The sequence below is a fragment of the Tamlana crocina genome (assembly GCA_040429635.1).
Lineage (GTDB): Bacteria > Bacteroidota > Bacteroidia > Flavobacteriales > Flavobacteriaceae > Flavisericum > Flavisericum crocinum.
This window is the reverse complement of sequence record CP158972.1, coordinates 692,821-711,465: the sequence shown is the minus strand read 5'-3', so window position 1 is coordinate 711,465 and position 18,645 is coordinate 692,821. Positions and strand designations below refer to the sequence as shown.

17 protein-coding genes and 1 tRNA gene are annotated in these 18,645 nt (G+C 36.9%); 8 read left to right on the top strand and 10 right to left on the bottom strand.

The features are described 5' to 3' along the window. Positions 1–15 precede the first annotated feature (15 nt). Both ABI125_03180 and ABI125_03175 read left to right on the top strand, forming a co-directional pair. Positions 16–921, top strand: coding sequence for a hypothetical protein (locus tag ABI125_03180; protein ID XCF06872.1), 906 nt, complete (start codon positions 16–18; stop codon positions 919–921). Further along, positions 918–2,042 carry a glycosyltransferase gene (locus tag ABI125_03175; GenBank protein XCF06871.1) on the top strand — a complete coding sequence of 375 codons (1,125 nt, stop codon included), beginning with the start codon at positions 918–920 and terminating at the stop codon, positions 2,040–2,042. The genes ABI125_03180 and ABI125_03175 overlap by 4 nt, the downstream gene beginning before the upstream one ends. Position 2,043: 1 nt before the next feature. On the opposite strand, the gene ABI125_03170 is transcribed toward ABI125_03175, so the two are convergent. After that, positions 2,044–2,520, bottom strand: coding sequence for a hypothetical protein (locus tag ABI125_03170; GenBank protein ID XCF06870.1), 477 nt, complete (start codon positions 2,518–2,520; stop codon positions 2,044–2,046). Positions 2,521–2,638: 118 nt separating this feature from the next. Between ABI125_03170 and ABI125_03165 the strand changes: the two genes are divergently transcribed. Continuing rightward, the gene (locus ABI125_03165; protein ID XCF06869.1) at positions 2,639–3,142 is read left to right on the top strand and encodes a DUF456 domain-containing protein; all 504 of its coding nucleotides are present in this window, start codon (positions 2,639–2,641) and stop codon (positions 3,140–3,142) included. A gap of 248 nt (positions 3,143–3,390) precedes the next feature. Here the strand turns inward: ABI125_03165 and ABI125_03160 are convergent, their stop codons facing one another. The 4 genes from ABI125_03160 to ABI125_03145 all read right to left on the bottom strand — a co-directional run bounded on the left by ABI125_03160 (position 3,391) and on the right by ABI125_03145 (position 7,525). After that, on the bottom strand, positions 3,391–4,065 hold the full coding sequence (locus tag ABI125_03160) for a response regulator (protein XCF06868.1): 675 nt from the start codon (positions 4,063–4,065) through the stop codon (positions 3,391–3,393). 10 nt (positions 4,066–4,075) lie between these two features. Next, entirely contained in the window at positions 4,076–5,914 is a 1,839-nt protein-coding gene (locus ABI125_03155) for a sensor histidine kinase (GenBank protein XCF06867.1), read from the bottom strand. Between the two features lie 118 nt (positions 5,915–6,032). After that, complete coding sequence (locus ABI125_03150; protein XCF06866.1) at positions 6,033–6,176, bottom strand: hypothetical protein; 144 nt, start codon at positions 6,174–6,176, stop codon at positions 6,033–6,035. Positions 6,177–6,523: 347 nt separating this feature from the next. Then, positions 6,524–7,525: a LacI family DNA-binding transcriptional regulator gene (locus ABI125_03145; protein ID XCF06865.1), complete on the bottom strand. Its 1,002-nt coding sequence runs from the start codon at positions 7,523–7,525 to the stop codon at positions 6,524–6,526. 178 nt (positions 7,526–7,703) lie between these two features. Here ABI125_03145 and ABI125_03140 point away from each other — a divergent pair, with 178 nt between their 5' ends. From ABI125_03140 to ABI125_03130, 3 genes are all read left to right on the top strand, one after another. Beyond that, positions 7,704–8,507, top strand: coding sequence for an HAD family hydrolase (locus ABI125_03140; protein XCF06864.1), 804 nt, complete (start codon positions 7,704–7,706; stop codon positions 8,505–8,507). A gap of 233 nt (positions 8,508–8,740) precedes the next feature. Next, complete coding sequence (locus ABI125_03135; GenBank protein ID XCF06863.1) at positions 8,741–10,189, top strand: MBOAT family O-acyltransferase; 1,449 nt, start codon at positions 8,741–8,743, stop codon at positions 10,187–10,189. A gap of 3 nt (positions 10,190–10,192) precedes the next feature. After that, positions 10,193–11,143, top strand: coding sequence for a hypothetical protein (locus ABI125_03130; GenBank protein XCF06862.1), 951 nt, complete (start codon positions 10,193–10,195; stop codon positions 11,141–11,143). 207 nt (positions 11,144–11,350) lie between these two features. Here ABI125_03130 and ABI125_03125 read toward each other — a convergent pair. From ABI125_03125 to trxA, 5 genes are all read right to left on the bottom strand, one after another. After that, positions 11,351–11,427 (bottom strand) — tRNA-Asp (locus tag ABI125_03125). A gap of 142 nt (positions 11,428–11,569) precedes the next feature. Next, entirely contained in the window at positions 11,570–12,505 is a 936-nt protein-coding gene (locus ABI125_03120; GenBank protein ID XCF06861.1) for a DUF58 domain-containing protein, read from the bottom strand. Next, positions 12,496–15,063 carry a M1 family aminopeptidase gene (locus ABI125_03115; GenBank protein XCF06860.1) on the bottom strand — a complete coding sequence of 856 codons (2,568 nt, stop codon included), beginning with the start codon at positions 15,061–15,063 and terminating at the stop codon, positions 12,496–12,498. The genes ABI125_03120 and ABI125_03115 overlap by 10 nt, the downstream gene beginning before the upstream one ends. 79 nt (positions 15,064–15,142) lie before the next feature. Beyond that, entirely contained in the window at positions 15,143–15,685 is a 543-nt protein-coding gene (locus tag ABI125_03110) for an ATP-dependent Clp protease proteolytic subunit (GenBank protein XCF06859.1), read from the bottom strand. A 159-nt stretch (positions 15,686–15,844) separates the two neighbouring features. After that, positions 15,845–16,162, bottom strand: a complete 318-nt coding sequence (gene trxA / locus ABI125_03105; GenBank protein ID XCF06858.1) for a thioredoxin — start codon at positions 16,160–16,162, stop codon at positions 15,845–15,847. 225 nt (positions 16,163–16,387) lie between these two features. Here trxA and ABI125_03100 point away from each other — a divergent pair, with 225 nt between their 5' ends. Beyond that, positions 16,388–17,080 carry a glycosyltransferase family 2 protein gene (locus ABI125_03100; protein ID XCF06857.1) on the top strand — a complete coding sequence of 231 codons (693 nt, stop codon included), beginning with the start codon at positions 16,388–16,390 and terminating at the stop codon, positions 17,078–17,080. Beyond that, positions 17,077–18,567 carry a cellulose synthase family protein gene (locus ABI125_03095; GenBank protein ID XCF06856.1) on the top strand — a complete coding sequence of 497 codons (1,491 nt, stop codon included), beginning with the start codon at positions 17,077–17,079 and terminating at the stop codon, positions 18,565–18,567. The genes ABI125_03100 and ABI125_03095 overlap by 4 nt, the downstream gene beginning before the upstream one ends. Positions 18,568–18,645: the final 78 nt, after the last annotated feature.

Sequence of the window (18,645 nt, the reverse complement as noted above, 5' to 3'; positions counted from 1 at the left end):
AAACAATTCTTTTTTGTGCTCATTAAATTAAGCATTGTGGTGGCTGCCTTTTACTTTATTTATGACAAGCTAACGAACAGTGGCGCATTAAAATTTTCTGATTTTTGGAATTTTATTGTAAAAAACGGCGTTTTTTCTACCAAAACCATCATTTTATTGACCTTTTTAAGCAGTTTTAACTGGCTTTTAGAAATTTTAAAGTGGAAGGTTTTGGCGAGTTCGGTTGAAAAAATTAAGATAAAACAAGCTTCCGAACAAACTTTAGGATCGCTAACGGCTTCACTTTTTACTCCAAACCGCATAGGCGAATACGGAGCGAAAGCTTTGTATTTTCATTTTGGAAAGCGAAATCAAGTGATGATGGCCAACCTAACGGGCAATATGCTTCAAATGATGGCAACCACTTTTTTTGGGGTTATTGGACTCTACTTTTTCATTAGCAGCTACCAAACAAAAATGCTTTTTTTAAAATCTGAAGGTTATCTAGTTTTTAGTTTTTTGGTTATAGCTTTACTTGGTTTTCTATTTTTCTTCCGAAAGAAACTAACTTTAAAAAAGTTTAAAATATCAAAAAATCAACTCGGATTTTGCGCTTTATTATCGGTGATTCGATACTTCATTTTTTCATTTCAATTTTTCGTTTTATTGCAACTTTTCGGTGTCAATTTGAATTATTTTGAAGCCATGACCATCATTTCATCCATGTATTTATTGGCTTCTGTAATCCCATCAATTTTTGTTTTTGATGTGCTTATAAAAGGCAGCGTGGCTGTATTTTTGTTTTTATTGACAGGCGTAAATGAAGTGATTGTATTAAGCGTTGTAACCATAATGTGGGTATTCAATTTTATGCTCCCTAGCCTTTTGGGTTGTTATTTTGTGCTTACTTTCCAACCAAAAAGAAATACGGTTTCGGCATGATTATCGTTTCCGCCTTTATAACCATTGCTTATTTGCTTTTAATTGGCGCTTTCATTTTCGGGCTTGAGCGTATTGCTTTATTTAATTTAGAAAATCTCGCATCAAAAACTAATTTTTCAATCGTGATTCCTTTTCGGAATGAAGCTGAAAACCTGCCGGGTTTGTTGGCATCGATTGAACGACTGAACTACCCAAAAGACCAATTTGAAACTCTTTTTATTGATGATGCCTCAGAAGACAATTCAGCCGAAATCATAAAACAATCGCTTTCAAAAAGTAATATCAATTTCAAGATCGTTAAGAACGAAAGAAGCACGGCTTCTCCAAAAAAGGACGCCATTGAAACCGCCATAAAACAGGCAAAACACGATTGGATAATCACTACCGATGCCGATTGTATTTTGCCCGAATATTGGCTGAATAGTTTTGATGAATTTATTCAAAAAAATGATGCTTTGTGTATTTCCGGCCCTGTGACCTATACCGAAAAAAACTCGTTTTTAAACCGCTTTCAAATACTGGATTTACTCAGTTTGCAAGGCGCTACAATTGGTGGTTTCGGGCTTAAAAAACCCTTTTTGTGCAACGGAGCCAATCTGGCTTACAAAAAAGAACTTTTTTTAAAACTCAACGGTTTTGAAGGAAATAGCAATATAGCCAGCGGCGACGATATTTTCCTTTTGGAAAAAGTAGCTAAAACGCACCCCAAACAACTTCACTATTTAAAGTGTAAACAGGCCATTGTTGAAACCTTGCCACAACCTAGCTGGAACCATTTATTTGAACAACGAAAACGTTGGGCAGCAAAAACCAGCAACTACAATAACGGTTTCGGAAAACTTACAGGACTTGTGGTTTTGCTCATGAACGCTTTAGTAGTTTTTGGTTTGGGGTTTTCCATTTTCGGCGCGTTAAATCCTAAATTTTGGATTTATATTTTCGCAGCAAAATTTTGTATTGATTTCGGTTTAATTTACAAATCGGCAATATTTTTCAATCAGAAATCAGCACTTAAAAGCTTTGTATTTGCGTTTTTAGTGTATCCGTTTTTTAGTGTTTTTGTGGCATTGACTTCCTTGGTTTCTGGCTACCAATGGAAAGGGCGGACGTTTAAAAAATAATTTATTCCACACTAATTACTAAAGGCAAACTGAACTCGGTAGTCACCTGCTGTCCGCGTTTTATAGCAGCAAAAATTTTAGGCAGCGAGTCCAAGCTGTTTTTAATAATACTATCTATTTTTGGAATTTCCTGCAAGGTCAAACTATCCATTTTTGCGCCCATCAATTTGAGTTCGCCTTGTTTGGACACTTGCATTTTTAGCAGTACCGTATCGTAAATATCTTGGCTCACCACAATTCTTTCGTTCTTCAAAAAATCGGTAATGTGGTTAGTTAGCGTATGCTGGAAGCACACTTTTTTTTCGGTTTTAGAAATGGACGATTCGCAGTTTTCAAAACTGGGGTATTCATCCACATCACTCCAATCGAAAGTTTGCAGTTCTTCTTTTAAAATAGCTTCGGAAGATGTTTTTTTTACTTTGAAATTCTCGCACGACGAGAGCATCAAAACCAATATTGAAACAATAAAAAACTTCATAGTTTACAACTGAAACCGAAAAGTACAATTTTAAATTAAAACAAAACCTACAACCTGCAGTATTTGTAACAAACAGCGCTATTTTCCGTCTAAAAACCAAGTAATATAAATTTATTTAATGGACATTATTCTAATAATCATTTCAGCATTTATAATGCTTTTGGGCATCTTAGGGAGTTTTTTGCCCGTACTGCCCGGGCCACTTACCAGTTGGCTTGGGCTTTTGGTGGTCCACTTTACCAAAGCCATCCCCATGGACAAACCATTTATAATCATCACGCTTTTGGTAGCGGGATTTATTTGGGTGTTGGATTATATTATTCCGGCAGTGGGCACCAAACGCTTTGGCGGTACTCGATACGGTATGATCGGCACTACCATTGGGCTAATAGTTGGTATTTTGGCCCCAATTCCCGGTGGAATAATTATTGGCCCTTTTGTTGGTGCATTAATCGGCGAGCTACTTAATAAAGCGGACTCCAAAACGGCCATTAGGGCAGCATTTGGTTCGTTTATTGGCTTTTTGGCTTCAACCTTTATAAAATTTGTGGTTGCGATTGTGTACCTGGGTCTTTACATTAGTTTGATTTGGGAATACAGAAACTCTATTTTCGATATATAAAAAGAATAGCCCTGTGGGTCTCTCACCTCCACAGGGCTTTGTAAATTGCTATTATCAACAAAAAAATTGAGGGATTAATTAATTTTTGAAGTGTTGATAGCACAAATATAGTGATAACAAATGTTATTGAACTGCGGGTTTCCCGCAGTTGACATATGCATATTCCGCAGAACACAGGTATAATGGTAATTTTCAGAACATAAAAAAATATGTTAAAATCCAGAAACCTGCATTATTTTGTAAGAAAACTAAACAAACCCTTTTTTTCGAGCTTCATTAAGCAGGGTTTCATCTTGGCCATCGTACACCTCAAAAATATCGCGTAATTGTTTTTTTCGTTTTTCAATGGCGCTTAACGAAATATCTAGATGTGAAGCCAAATTTTTGGTCTTTATACCTTGTGATAATAGGTACAAAATCTTTCTGTTTTTGTCGTCTATAACCACATCGCTGGTTATGGTTTTACGAATGTGGCTGTTTACCGTTCCGCTATAAAACGGCGGATTATTGAGTACCGCTTGGAAAGCACTGGCCAGCTCGTTGGAAGTTAAATCACTTTTTATTAAAAAACCTTCGGGATCAATCGTTTTTATAATATTATGGATTCTGAAGGATTCATTAAACATGGTTAAAATGATGATTTTGGCATCGGGAAGTGCTTTTCGTGCGTACTCAGCCAAATCTTCACCCGAATTCATTGTGCCATCGGCCGAAGGTGGTAAACTTATATCAACAAAAAGGACATTATACGGGCGTTCATTCTGCACCGAGCGGTTCATTAATTTAATGGCCTCATCGCAATTATTGGCAATGTCTATTTCTAATTCTTGATTGTCTTTTTTAGTAAAAAGCAAGGTGTTTTGATACCCCTCAATTATTATTGGGTGGTCATCAATCATTAATATTTTTATTTTTTCAGTCATGATTTTGGCGTTAGGGTATGGGTGCCTCTATTATTACTGTTGTTCCTGTATTTTTTTCAGAAGTTATATTTATTGTTCCATTAATTTCTTTTATCCTTGAATTGATGTTTTTTAGGCCAATTCCTGATTTGGCTTTGTTCACGTCAAACCCGTCGCCATCATCAATTATGCTCAGGCAAATTACATCATTTTTTTGTCTAAAACTAATATTTACATATGTGGCATTGGCGTGTTTGTAGATGTTATGAAGCGTTTCTTGGATTATCCTGTAAATGTGAATTTTCATCTTATTACCCGCCGAATCCCAATTAATATCATCGTCGTGTTCCAGATTATAGTTTAGTCCGTACAAAGCTGTTTGGGTTTCCACCAAAGTTTTTATGATATCAATAAACCCAGAGCCCGAAACGAAATCGGTGTTCAGTTCGTGCGATACTTTTCTAATATCGTCCTCAATATTTTTTAGTTCGCTAATGTACTGCCCTCTTGTTTTTATGGCCTCAACAGTGTTGTTCATATTTAAGCTGTCTAAACTTAATCGTGTCCCAAATAATCTCCCTAGTACCCCATCGTGCAATTCTTCAGAAATCCGCTTTTTTTCCAATGTTCTTGCCTCTTCGATACTTTCATTTTGCGACAACATTAAATTGTAGATTTCCTCGTTGGTTTCCTGTTGTTTTTGAATGAACTGAAGCTCTTTATTTTTATTTCTTTGGGCAACCACTACATAAAGAAGGAATGAGGCAATGATTATTACTATTGAAATAACCAACAACCAAGCACGCTCTTTGGCTATTTGGATGTTTTCTTTTTCAATTTGATCGGTTTCAAAACGGATTCGTGCCGACTTGTTGCGAATAGCCCTTTCGTTTTTCTTCAAACTGTCGCTTAGTTTTATATACGCTTTTAAATGACTCGTTGCATTCTCGCCTTCCTCAATTTCCGAGAGCAACAACAACGATTTCAACAAATCATCATTGTGGTATTGCTCTGAAATATTTTTAGCCCTATATGCATATTTTTTGGCTAAAGCCTTTTGCCCCCTGCCATTGTAGTATTCGGCTATGTATTGATTTATAATGATTGATACATATCCATTGGGGGCTTCCTCCTCAGCGAATTTCAGTGCTTTAAAATATAATTCTGGCAATTGCTCATTTTGTTTTGACAAGTAAAGTGTGTGTGCATAATTAGCAAGTGTTGTGGCATAGTACTCTGGGTTTTCATTCTTAATTTGTTTGTCTTTTAAAATGTCATTAAAATGCTCAAGAGCTAGCTCATACCTACCAATATTTTTATATACATACCCAATGTTGTTTAGGGAGTTATAAATTTTAAATTTATCAATACCCTCTAAATTTTGTTTTATTTCGAGTGCATTTTTATGGTACTTTATCGATTCATCATATTGTTCAAGCTCATTAAAAACGATACCTAGATTGTTATACAAAAACGATTTTAACTCTTTTACGTTAAAAGTCTGATCCAACTGTTCCAGCATTGCAATAGCCTCAATAGAGTTGACTTCACTCGATGTAAAATCCTTTTCATTTCTTTGAATATTTGCTATTCCATAAAGTGTTGATGCATGCCCAAACTTGTCTCCAAGCAAACTATAAAACTTTCTTGCCTTGTAATAATGGTAGTTTGCACTATCTGTTTTTGTAGTTGCTTTTCTATACCACTCACCAACATAATAGTGTGATGCGGCGAGATCTAAAGTATCTACCGTTTTTGAATTTAAAACGTTTCGCCTTAAAGAATCTACTTTCTTCTTAATATCCTTCTCTTGTGAAAATGAAAAGCCAACAGAAATAAAGTAAGCTATATATATTAAGAGATACTTCAATGCCTAAAAGATTGTTTTCTATTTCTTCAAATGTATTTATAATTTTTTGTTTTTTGGCACTAAAAAAAGCCCTTTATGCATTACACAAAGGGCTTTTTAAACATTTTGGTATTCTATTTTAGTCTTCTAATTGGCCTCCTGTAATTGGGGCTTCCACTTCTGGACTTTGCAATACATCGTCTTCTGTTAAATCTTGTTTAGTGCAAGACACTAATGATGCAAAAATTGCTGCTACTAATAAAGTAATTTTTAGGGATTTCATATTAATTCGATTTTAAGGTTAATACAGTTTTATATCGCACTTAAAAAACACAACATGAATCGCAAACCCTAAAGGATTGCCATGAAGAACAATGGACAATTAACTTATAACCGAAACATAGTGTACACGGTTTATTTAAAGAGGGATTTTAGACTAAAAAAGCCTTATAATGGATTAACTTGTAATTACTGAACTTAGGGAAAATTTGGCGCACAGCTTTACACCGCTAAAGTATGTTAATAAAATTTAATAACTTTTATTTTTTTTAACGAACCACTAAATATTCGACGAAATGCAGCGTATTTAATCGACAAAATGCAAAAAGGCTTGGTTTTAGAAATAATTACTTACAAGGTAGACTTATTTTTCACCAAGGAAGTTTTAACGATTTTGGTTTTTACATCTTCAACAGTGGAAGGATTTTGCAATCTACGGATTAACATTTGTGCCGCATGGGCTCCAATAATTTTTGCATGCTGACGGATAGTAGTCAATTTTGGAAGGGTATGATAGGAATCAGATTTACTGGCAAAAGCAATAACAGAAACATCCTTAGGTACTTTTAGCCCCAAATTAATTGCGGTGTTTAACGCAATAATTCCAGAAGAACTTTCGGCAGCAATAACACCATCAATATTTCTATTTTTTTTAAAAAATGCCTTTATTTTCTTTTGATGATCGTCTTTCTTCTTAACGGCCAACACCAAAGGCTCACATCTGCTTTCAAGCATAGCCTTGTTATACCCACGCTCCCTGAGTTTCCCAACACTCAAATCATTTATAGAACTAACAAAAGCGATTCGTTTTCTATTTTCATTCAACAAGCTTTTGGTAGCGTTGTAAGTAGCATCAAAATCATCAACTATCACTTTATCGCACATTACATCATGCGCCACCCTATCGAACATCACAATAGGCAAACCTTGGTTGATGGTATTTTTAAAATGAGCTATTTCATTATTTACTTGGGTTTCTTCAGCAACCGATAATACAAACCCATCCACACTACCGTTAGCCAAAAGCTTAAGTGCTTCCTTTTCCTTTTCCAACGACTCGTTGGATATACAGGTTATAATATTGTAACCATGCTTATTGGCCTCGCGCTCAATACCAAAAAGCACCTTGGCCAAAAACCGGTTGAGTATATTCGGAATAATTACCCCTATAGTCTTGGTTTTACTCTGCTTTAAACTCAAAGCCACTTTGTTTGGGGTGTAATTATATTGTTCAGCGAGTTGCTTAACACGCTTTACAGTTTCTTCCCCAATTTCCTCACTATTATTAAGTGCTTTGGAAACCGTTGAAATTGAAACCCCCAATTCTTTTGCCAGCTGTTTTAAAGTAACCATGTGCCACCTGATAAATTTGCATTTGCAATGTACAAAATTAGTTTTAGTCATTTCGCACTATTTATTACAGCTCTCCACAAGCCCGAAAACTTCCAAAAAGACACACCCCAAATTATATTAACCTTTAACCAACAGAATTTTAACCCAATAATGTTATTTTTGCCCTTTAATTTAATTTATGGATTTTTCGAAAGTAAAACTTGTAGTTTCAGATATGGACGGCACATTGCTAAACCCAAAAAACGAGGTTAGTCCCCGATTTTTCAATCAGTTTAAAGCACTAAAGCAACAAAACATTCACTTTACCGCTGCAAGCGGACGCCAATACCAAAGTATTCTGGACAAGCTGCACCCCATAAAAGACGACATTTCGATTATTGCTGAAAACGGAGGCATCATGAAGCACAACAACCAAGAGCAAATCTTGTTGCAACTTACCAGTGAAAACGTTAAAAATGCCGTTACGCTACTCAGAAACATTGAAGGTGCCTACTCTGTTTTATGCGGAAGGCAACGGGCTTACATTGAAACTACCGACGAAACATTTATTTCGCGATTCAATAATTATTACAAAGAATACACTATTGTTGAGGACTTAACCCAAGTTGAAAACGACGATTTCTTAAAAATCGCAGTATTCCACCACATATCTTCCGAAGCGCACATTCTCCCCACGGCCAAAGCCCTAAAAAAAGACCTGCAAGTTATCGTGTCTGGTGAAAACTGGCTAGATATTTCGCATGCCGAAGCCAATAAAAGCTACGCACTATCGCTTCTACAAAAAGAACTGGGCGTTACCAAGGAAGAAACCATGGTTTTTGGCGACTATAATAACGATTTACAAATGATGGATTTGGCCTATTTTAGTTACGCGATGGAAAATGCCCACGACGACGTAAAAAAAACAGCTCGATTTAAAACCAAAAGCAATGCAGAAGAAGGCGTTGAAACTGTTTTAGATGAGTTGCTGAAGCGAAGTTAGAAAAAACAAACACTACCCCAAAAGCCATATTTCACATCAATAACAAAAGGGCTTTCAATTCTTTCAAATGCAAAAATCGTCGTTAAAAAGAGTATTTAATCGACAAAGAACACATTTGAACACAAAAACTTACGCCTTTTATCGATAAAAATATTTTTATAGCATGTAAGTACACTATATTTACACGGTAGTCAGCCCTAAAATTGACTGAAGCAAACTAAAAGCGCCCTACTATGCTGTTTAACTCATTTGAGTTCCTTGTATTTTTACCCATTATCGTTATAGGATTCTATCTTATAAACCATAAATTCCGTTGGATGTGGCTTCTTGCCGGCAGTTACTTTTTCTACTCTTTTCACGAACCAGAATTACTTATTCTGCTATTGATATCAACAGTAACGGATTACTTATGTGGGTTAAAAATGGTAGGCGCAAGCCAAAAACTCAAAAAAATATGCTTAGCAATTAGCCTTGTCATCAATATAGGCATGTTGTTCATATTTAAATACCTTGCTTTTTTCAGCAATTCGGTTTATGAGCTACTCGCCTTTTTTGGGGTAGAAATAACTCCCTCGGAAAATTTAGGATCTTACACCTTCAGCAATATCATGCTTCCTGTCGGTATTAGTTTTTACACCTTTCAAACACTTAGCTACACGATAGATATTTACAGAGGCAATATAAAGCCTGAAAAACATTTTGGCATCTTTGCTTTGTATGTTGCGTTTTTCCCCCAATTGGTAGCTGGCCCCATTGAACGGGCCTCAAGGCTAATTCCACAATTAAAAGAAAACGTAAAAGTGAATTTGTTAAATATTAAAAAAGGATTGATTTTAATAGCTTGGGGCTTACTTTTAAAAGTAGTTGTTGCCGATCGATTGGGCGTTTATGTTGATAAAGCCTTTGCCAACCCAGATTCACCACATAGCCTTGCTTTAATTCTCGGAGCCTTTTTTTTTGTTTTTCAAATTTATTTCGATTTCTCAGCTTACACATCTATAGCCATTGGCACAGCCCAAACCATAGGTGTTAAACTGATGCAAAATTTTAATCGACCTATATTCTCCGTAAATATTTCTGAATTTTGGAGACGTTGGCATATATCCCTTATGCAATGGCTTCGAGATTATCTTTACAAACCACTCGGAGCATCTAAAGGCACCAAAGCTAAAACCATACGAAATCTTTTTATCCTGTTTATCATTGTTGGACTTTGGCATGGTGCCAGTTGGACCTTTGTTGCTTGGGGGTTCTTAAACGCTGTATTGATGGTAACGGAATACTCAACAACATCGTTTCGAAAGAAAACATTTAAAACCCTTAAAATGGGTAAAAAAACCACTAACTTTCTAGGATGGATTACAATTTTATGCTACAGCATGTTATCTCTGGTGTTTTTCCGTTCTCCTAGTTTCAAAGACGCATTGACTTACATTAACCACATGTTTCAGCTAAACAGTCTACACATAAATATATTGCACAACTATTTTGAACTAATATTAAGCTTCATACTTATTATAATCGTACAAACCATTCATTATTATAAAGGCAATGCTAAAATTTACGACCTAGTTATTGGCAAGCCCAAACATATACGTTGGTTGTTTTATATTGCATACATTTTCATTGTAACACTTTTTGCCATTAATAGGCAAAATACTTTTATATACTTTCAATTTTAAAGAATGAAACGGTTTTTAATTAAATTATCGCTCTTTACCCTATCACTAATATGTGTTTATGCTTTTTTGGTAAATAAGTTATCTGAGAGCTATGTCGATATTTACTATAAGAAGTTTACCCAAAAAGCAAGCGGATTAATCATCGGAATTTCTAAAGCAAGTAAAGGCATTAACCCCGCCATTATTGAAAAAAAACTTAAAGACCTTAATTACGATACCCCAATAATAAATTTCGCATTAAACGTAAACAATTCTCCTTTTGGCGAGGTATATTTCGAGGCCATAAAAAAGAAACTGAACCCAAAACAAAACAATCAACTTTTTATTATAGCAGTATCACCAGGCGCCTTTGCCGCACCACAAAAGATGAATCCGGAAGACATCTATAAAATGGACAAAAACAGAACTATTTTAGGAAAAGTAAGCCAAGTGGCTGCTAATCCAAATTACAACTATGTCCTAAACACCTACGAACAACCCTTATACAACGCACTGCACCCTTACGAGAAATGGACGTTTAACGAAATACACGATAATGGCTGGCTGGAAATCATGCCTGTCTCTAAAAAAGATACGATAAGGGAATCAGACACAAAGTTTTGGAAATCTAATATTTTACGCCTTTTCAGGGACCAATTAGGTTTTCAGGAGGTTTCGTCGTATCGCATTGATAGTTTCACCAAAATACTCGCTTACCTGAAAAGCAAAGGAGACACATTTATAGTTCATATTCCCGAAGACCAAGAGTTCTATGAACTGGAAAACAAATTTTGGCCCACCTTCGAAAGGGATATGGACAGTATTTCAAATCAACACAGCACACCGTTTTTAAACTACTCCAACTTTATTGGTCATTTCAAAACTTATGACGGCCTACATTTTAACAGCACAGGGGCTACGGAATTCACCAAAATGCTTAGTGAAGATATTTATAACTACTTGAAAAAAAACTAAAGCTTTTTTTAGAAGGCTTACATAAACAACAATAAATTGTCCCTAAAACAAAAAAGCATCCCCATTTTCTTCTCAGAAAAAAGGAAAGCTTTCCATTGGAACACCAAATAAACTTTGGCATTACTACACTCCCAAACTACATTGGGAACAACACAACTACTTTTCATTGCCAAAAAAAGCTCTAATTTCTTAGAGCTTTTAGCAATTTGGCGGTCTGGACGGGACTCGAACCCGCGACCTTCGCCGTGACAGGGCGACATTCTAACCAACTGAACTACCAGACCGTTGCTTTATTGCGGTTGCAAATATACATGGCTTTTTCAATATCTCAAATATTTTTTTTACTTTTTTTTGATATTTTTTTTCTTAAAAGCATTCAATCGACTCTAAAACCCCACAACACCCTGTAAAACAAACCAATAAAAATCAAGCAAACTTTTGTCGCTCCACCAAATACGTGGTTAAAATATTATCAAACCCCCTATTGATATCGGCCTCTACGTACTTAATTTTATACTGTGCACATTTTAGACGCAAAGCAGTAAAGTAATCGGCAACAGCCTTATTGTAATTTTCCTTTATTGAATCGGCGTACAAATTAATATACTCACCAGTTTCAACATCCACAAACCGTTTAGGCTTGTTATCAAAATTAAAATCCAGTTCTTTCGATTTATCAAACACATGAAACAAAATCACCTCATGCTTATTGTATTTTAAATGCCGAAGTGCCTCGAAAAGCTTACCCTCGTCACCACCCGTTTGAAACATATCAGTAAATAAAAAAATCATCGAGCGTCGATGTAACTTTTCGGCTATTTCGTGCAAATATTTAAACGTTTCTGTTTTCTTGCTAACTGGTTTAGCAACTGCGGCTTCACCCAGATGGTTCAACAACATTTGATGATGCCGCTCACTCCCCTTTTCAGGCGCATAATAATCGTAATCATCACTATAAATACTCAACCCCACCGCATCACGCTGCTTCTTTAAAATTTGCATCAATGCCGCTGAAGCCAATACCGAAAACCCAATTTTATTCAATCTATCAACAGAAAACGCATTCATTTTAGGATAGTGCATCGAGCTACTATTATCTAAAATAATGTGACAACGCAAATTCGTTTCATCGTCATAACGCTTCGTGTAAAGTTTATCAGTTTTGGCAAATAATTTCCAGTCTATGTGGCGGGTGCTTTCACCTTGATTATAAATTTTATGTTCGGCAAATTCGGCCGAAAAACCATGAAACGGGCTTTTATGCATGCCCGAAATAAATCCCTCTACCACCTGTTTGGCGAGCAGTTCGAGGTTTTTAAATCCTTCCGTTTTATTCAGTTCGTTTTGTAAATCTAATGCCATCGCCCTCTTAAAATTTTTCCTTTGTACACGCCGTCGGCAGCCTGTAACAACTTGTTTTTTAAAACCGTCGGAAAGTTAGGGTTTTCTTTTAAGAACGTTTCAACCACCTCAAATGCATAGTTCGAGTTATAATTCCCGATGGTTGCATTGAGCCATGACTTCGGAAAGAATATATCACCCGTTTTTTGAATCTCTTCCGTTAAGCCCAAACACATCTTTAAATGCTTTTTAGCTGAAGCCTGCCGTAACGGATGATTCGTATTATACAAAGCCGAAATGACCCAACTCTCCTTTTCTCTATTTTCGGCCTGTGCCAAAGATTGCATAAAATCATCCCTTACCTGCTCGTCATCAGACAAAGATGGCAATAAAAATTCGAACCGCTTTTTTCTATCCGAATTAGAAATATCCTTTAAAGCCTCGTGCAAAATGGTTTCAGCCTCCGGATGCCCATAAATGGCCAAAGTTGCCGCCAAACCGGTATAATCGTTTTCATTAAGGTTTAAGTTTTCAATTTTCAAAGATTTATCCCAGATTTTATAGAGCATATCGCGACCAGAAGACAAATAAGCCACCCCCCTGTAAAATCCGAAAATTGTTTTTTTCAATCCTGACGGAAGGGCTTTGTCCATCAATCGTTTTATCAACTTCGGTTCCATCATTTGTGCTAAATCATCCCATTTTTCAGGGTTGATGTATTTCCAAAAAATGGCTGAACCATACCCCGAAACCATACTTAAAACAAGTTCGTTCTTTTCGGTCAACAAACCTTGCACTAAGGTTCCCAAAGCTATTTCTGGCTTTAACTTGCCCAACAACACATTTTCATAAAGATTGATATAACTATACCCCCTAGCGACATCATCCTGAATATTGGGAATGGCCGAAGCTTCCAAATGTTTTATCGGGAATACGCCGTAACCAAACGCATCATAATTATAAATAATGGCCTGCGGCTTTTTAACGCCCTTAAGTTTGGCTATGTTTTGACTTTTTTGATTTAGACTCACCGGAACCACCTTTACGGAATCGGGATACACCAAGCCAATGGAAAAGCGTTGTGGCCAAAGATTATCGCTGCCATCCTCCGCTTGCTGCTCAATGCTGAAAGATTCAATTTTATCATCCTTATACACCACTTTATCAGTTATTATGGGTCGCCCGGGCTGGTACACCCATACTTCACTCCATTGTTTTAAATCGAGTTCGGTTTCTGCGTCCAACAATGCGACCAAATCATTCCAATCGGCATTACCATTAGCAAAATGCTTTATGTAATTCTGCATTCCTTTTCTAAAGCCTGTTTCGCCCACCAAAGCCTCCAATTGCCGCATCATTATGGGCGATTTGTGATAAATAATATTACCGTAAAGCGTACCGGCATTTTTTAAATTATCGAGCGGTTGCTTAATGGGTGTAGTTCCTTTGGTGCGGTCCTCACTATACGCGCTGGAATAATGTTCGCACATAAAATTCAGGCTATGGTTCACCTCCGGAAATGCAGGTTCTGAAATTTTATCGGCCAGAAAATTGGCAAATACTTCCTTCAGCCACACATCGTCAAACCATTTCATCGTCACCAAATCGCCAAACCACATGTGTGCCGTTTCGTGGGCAATTAAATGACAGCGGTTCAGTTTTTGGTTTTGCGTGGCATGCCTATCTAAAAACAACGACGACTCACGGTACTGAATAGCACCCGGATGCTCCATTCCTCCGTATTGATACCCCGGAATGGCCGCAAAATCCAATTTCTGGAACGGAAACGGATACTGTGTGTAATCTTCCAAAAACGAAAGCGATTGCTTATGGAATTTAAAAATCGGTTCCATACTGGCTTCAATTTTTTCTGTACCATTTTCCCTGTAAAGGAATTCCATGTTGAAACCGTCTAACATTTCACTTGTTTTTTCAAATTCACCGGCAACGAACGAGAACAAATAAGTACTCATCAAATCGGAAGTTTTAAATCTGTGCCTTATAGCATCTTCGAGTTCCTCTTCGACCTCCAATGCTGCGCCACTAAGCACCTTCCAATGTTTTGGCGCTGTAATATCTAGTAAGTAATAGGCCTTAATGTTGGGCTGATCAAAACACGGAAACAGGGTACTGGCACGATCGGGCACCAAAAGGGTGTACAGGTAATCGTCGTTTCGGTTCAAGGATTGTTCACCGGCATCAAAAAGGATATTAATTTGGTTTTTGCCAATTTTTAAATATTCTGAAGCTACAATAACATGTTCTTCTTCGTGGTTTATATCAATGGTTTTTCCGTTAACGGCAATCGTTTTCAAAAGCGAACTATCAGCATTAAAATCCAAATACAACGGATGCCTTAAATCGTTTATGGTTAAGCTTAAATCGAGTTCGGCATCGATGGGCTCGGACTTTTCTTCCGGAATACCAAAAGACAATGTATAAACCACATCGCTAACCTGTTGCTTTCGGTAATTGGCCAGCTCTAATGAAATGCCCGGACTCAACAATGATTTCGTTTCTTCTTTTGCACACGAAACCAACAAGAAAAACACCGAAATTAATGTTGCAATTTTTTTCATTCAAAAACTTTAGGGTTTTGTAAAAATACAAAAAGGCATAGTTTGCACCATGCCCCTTAAAGTTAAATTGATTTGCTGCTTATATTACTGCATCAACAATACCGTAAGCTACCGATTCATCGGCACCCATCCAATGGTCGCGATTAAAATCCTTCATTACTTTTTCAAAATCCTGCCCGCAATTGTCGGCCAATATTTTGGCACTCAATTCTTTGGTTTTCAAAATTTCCTGTGCTGTAATTTCAATATCACTGGCCTGCCCTCGAGCTCCGCCACTGGGCTGATGGATCATCACTCGGGCATGGGGCTGAATGAAACGTTTTCCTTTGGCACCCACGGAAAGTAAAATAGACCCCATGGAAGCTGCTAAGCCCGTACATATTGTTGACACATCGCTTTTTAATGATTTGATGCAATCGTACATGGCGAAGCCAGAAGTCACATAACCGCCCGGACTATTAATGTATAGGTGGATATCTTTCGTTTCGAGGGCATCTAAATAAAGTAGTCTATCGATAACGTGTTTGGCCGATTTATCATCTACTTGACCCCACAAAAACACTTTTCGTTCTTCCAGCAATTTACTGTCTATGGCGTCTTGAACTTTTATTGGTTTGCTCATAATATTCTTTATTTTGTTCTAAAATAAAAAAAGGTTCGCCATATTGGCAAACCTTTTTGGTTTTCTTTTTCACGTATGTTTTGAGCATCAAATTTTTTATGCATTAAAAACACAATCCAAATTGGTGTTGGTTTTTAAATTTAGATGCCTAGAGTCATTTTACAAAAGCGAATCGATAGCGTCTGTGTAAGCATTTTTAGGCGCTACACCTACCTGTCTTCCAACAACTTCTCCGTTTTGAAATACCAAAACCGTTGGAATGTTACGCACACCGTACTTAGCTGCAAACTCTTGGTTGGCGTCAACGTCTACCTTTCCTACAACGGCTTTACCATCGTATTCGTCGCTAATCTGTTCGATGATTGGACCTACCATTCTACATGGTCCGCACCAAGCTGCCCAAAAATCTACCAATACGGGTTTATCACTCTTTAATACTGTTTCTTCGAACGTTGCATCTGTTATCTCTAATGCCATGATATTTATACTTTAAATGTTTTCAACTTATTTTTATTTCACAAAATTAGTCAAAAAAAACTCTAAAGCTTACAAACCGACAATTTGTTTTCCTTATAGTTTTATCAATTCGTATTATTGTTCATCGTTCACTTAAACTCGCTTCAAATTACTTTTCTTCACAACAAAATAAAAACCAAAGAATAAACTACCTTTGTCTCTTTAAAAACCAAACCAGCCATTGCCATGACCAAGATAATGGTTATTATTCCTGCTTTTAACGAAGAAAGCTCCATTGCACATGTTATAAACGACATACCCAGTGTAGTGGATGAAGTTATTGTAGTAAGCAATAACTCTACCGACAATACGGAAACCAATGCCCAAAAAGCGGGCGCTACTGTTTTAAGCGAACCCCAAAAAGGCTATGGCTATGCTTGCTTAAAAGGATTGCAATATGTGGCTTCAAAAGCCGAAAAGCCCGATATTATTGTTTTTCTTGATGGTGATTATAGTGATTATCCCGAAGAACTTACCAAAATAGTTGCCCCGATAGTTGATAATAATATTGACTTTGTAATTGGAGCCAGAATCAAACGACTGAGAGAACCAGGATCCATGACTTTACCACAAATTTTTGGAAATTGGCTAGCCACCACCCTTATGACCCTATTTTTTAGATCTAAATTCACTGATTTGGGACCGTTTAGAGCCATAAAATATGAAAAACTGCTGCGTTTGAACATGGAAGACAAAACCTACGGATGGACCGTAGAAATGCAATTAAAAGCCTTAAAACAAAAATTGACATATACCGAAATACCAGTAAATTACAGAAACAGAATTGGGGTCTCAAAAGTTTCAGGCACAATAAAAGGCGCTATATTTGCAGGCGTAAAAATATTGGGTTGGATTTTCAAATACAGCTTTAAATCATGATTTTAGAAACAGTAATTATTACCATATACAGTATTTCACTTTTGTTGATTTTCATGTATGCTTTGGCGCAATTAAATTTGCTGTTCAATTACCTTTCTTCAAAGAAGAAAACCGAAAACTGTCCTAAATTCGATTTATCTAAGCCTGAAGAAATTCCCTCCGTTACCATCCAGCTACCCGTTTACAACGAAATGTACGTTATGGAGCGTTTACTGGACAACATGGCCAAAATAGACTATCCGAAAAACAAACTGGAAATTCAAGTGCTTGACGATTCTACCGATGAAACGGTTGAAAGCACCAGAAAACATGTCGAAAAACTACAAGCTACCGGACTTAACATTCAGCACATTACCCGTACCGATCGAAAAGGCTTTAAAGCAGGCGCCCTAAAGGAGGGATTAAAAATAGCCAAAGGTGAATTTATAGCTATTTTCGACTCTGATTTTTTGCCGAAGCCCGATTGGCTAAAACGCACCGTGCCTTATTTTAAGGATAAAAAAATTGGCGTGGTACAAACCCGCTGGGGGCATATAAACCGCAATTACTCGTTACTTACCAAAATTCAGGCGTTTGCACTCGATGCCCATTTTACTTTAGAACAGGTAGGCCGAAACAGCAAAGGGCACTTTATTAATTTTAACGGTACGGCCGGGCTTTGGCGCAAAACCTGCATCATTGACGCCGGAAACTGGGAGGGCGACACCCTAACCGAAGACCTCGACTTGAGCTACCGCGCCCAGTTAAAAAACTGGAAGTTCAAATATCTGGAAGATGTTGAAACACCTGCCGAACTTCCCGTTGTAATCAGTGCGGCGCGCTCACAGCAATTTAGATGGAACAAAGGCGGAGCTGAAAATTTCAGAAAAATGCTGGGTCGGATTATAAAAAACCACAACATTTCATTAAAAACTAAAGTACATGGTTTGTTACACCTACTAAATAGTACCATGTTTTTAAATGTTCTTATTGTTGGTGTTTTAAGCGTTCCGATGCTATACATAAAAAATGAGTACGCCCACTTGCATGCCTATTTTTATGTAATGAGCTTTTTCGTGATTAGTACCATTATCTTTTTTGTTTGTTTTTGGTTTATGTACAAAAACACTTATGGCAGCGGGCTGAAGAACTTCGTTAAATACGTAGGCATGTTTTTTACGTTTTTTTCCATAGCTATGGGGTTTTCGCTTCACAATTCCATTGCGGTTATTGAGGGCCATTTGGGAAAAAAATCAGAATTTGTGCGTACTCCAAAATTCAACCTCAGCAAATACAAAGACAACTGGAAGAACAACAAATACTTGAAGAAAAACCTATCAGTACACTTGATTTTTGAAGGTTTACTGATGCTATATTTTGGTTTTGGGATGTACAGTGCCTTTATTGTAGGCAATCAGGGCGGCGATTTTGGGCTTTTCCCGTTTCACCTCATGTTATTTGCTGGATTTGGGTATGTGTTTTTTAAATCGTTGGCTTCTAAGGTTTAATGTCTATCTGTATCGCTGAAGGGGTAAAAACAGTTAAAGTAAACAGCTTTATCCAACATTTCAAATTAGCCCTATATT

What these genes read in the sequence shown, in the direction of transcription:
- ABI125_03175 (XCF06871.1), top strand. Translation starts at nt 918, where the DNA reads ATGATTATCGTTTCCGCCTTTATAACCATTGCTTATTTGCTTTTAATT.
- ABI125_03170 (XCF06870.1), bottom strand. Translation starts at nt 2,520, where the DNA reads ATGAAGTTTTTTATTGTTTCAATATTGGTTTTGATGCTCTCGTCGTGC.
- ABI125_03165 (XCF06869.1), top strand. Translation starts at nt 2,639, where the DNA reads ATGGACATTATTCTAATAATCATTTCAGCATTTATAATGCTTTTGGGC.
- ABI125_03160 (XCF06868.1), bottom strand. Translation starts at nt 4,065, where the DNA reads ATGACTGAAAAAATAAAAATATTAATGATTGATGACCACCCAATAATA.
- ABI125_03150 (XCF06866.1), bottom strand. Translation starts at nt 6,176, where the DNA reads ATGAAATCCCTAAAAATTACTTTATTAGTAGCAGCAATTTTTGCATCA.
- ABI125_03145 (XCF06865.1), bottom strand. Translation starts at nt 7,525, where the DNA reads ATGGTTACTTTAAAACAGCTGGCAAAAGAATTGGGGGTTTCAATTTCA.
- ABI125_03140 (XCF06864.1), top strand. Translation starts at nt 7,704, where the DNA reads ATGGATTTTTCGAAAGTAAAACTTGTAGTTTCAGATATGGACGGCACA.
- ABI125_03135 (XCF06863.1), top strand. Translation starts at nt 8,741, where the DNA reads ATGCTGTTTAACTCATTTGAGTTCCTTGTATTTTTACCCATTATCGTT.
- ABI125_03130 (XCF06862.1), top strand. Translation starts at nt 10,193, where the DNA reads ATGAAACGGTTTTTAATTAAATTATCGCTCTTTACCCTATCACTAATA.
- ABI125_03120 (XCF06861.1), bottom strand. Translation starts at nt 12,505, where the DNA reads ATGGCATTAGATTTACAAAACGAACTGAATAAAACGGAAGGATTTAAA.
- ABI125_03115 (XCF06860.1), bottom strand. Translation starts at nt 15,063, where the DNA reads ATGAAAAAAATTGCAACATTAATTTCGGTGTTTTTCTTGTTGGTTTCG.
- ABI125_03110 (XCF06859.1), bottom strand. Translation starts at nt 15,685, where the DNA reads ATGAGCAAACCAATAAAAGTTCAAGACGCCATAGACAGTAAATTGCTG.
- trxA (XCF06858.1), bottom strand. Translation starts at nt 16,162, where the DNA reads ATGGCATTAGAGATAACAGATGCAACGTTCGAAGAAACAGTATTAAAG.
- ABI125_03100 (XCF06857.1), top strand. Translation starts at nt 16,388, where the DNA reads ATGACCAAGATAATGGTTATTATTCCTGCTTTTAACGAAGAAAGCTCC.
- ABI125_03095 (XCF06856.1), top strand. Translation starts at nt 17,077, where the DNA reads ATGATTTTAGAAACAGTAATTATTACCATATACAGTATTTCACTTTTG.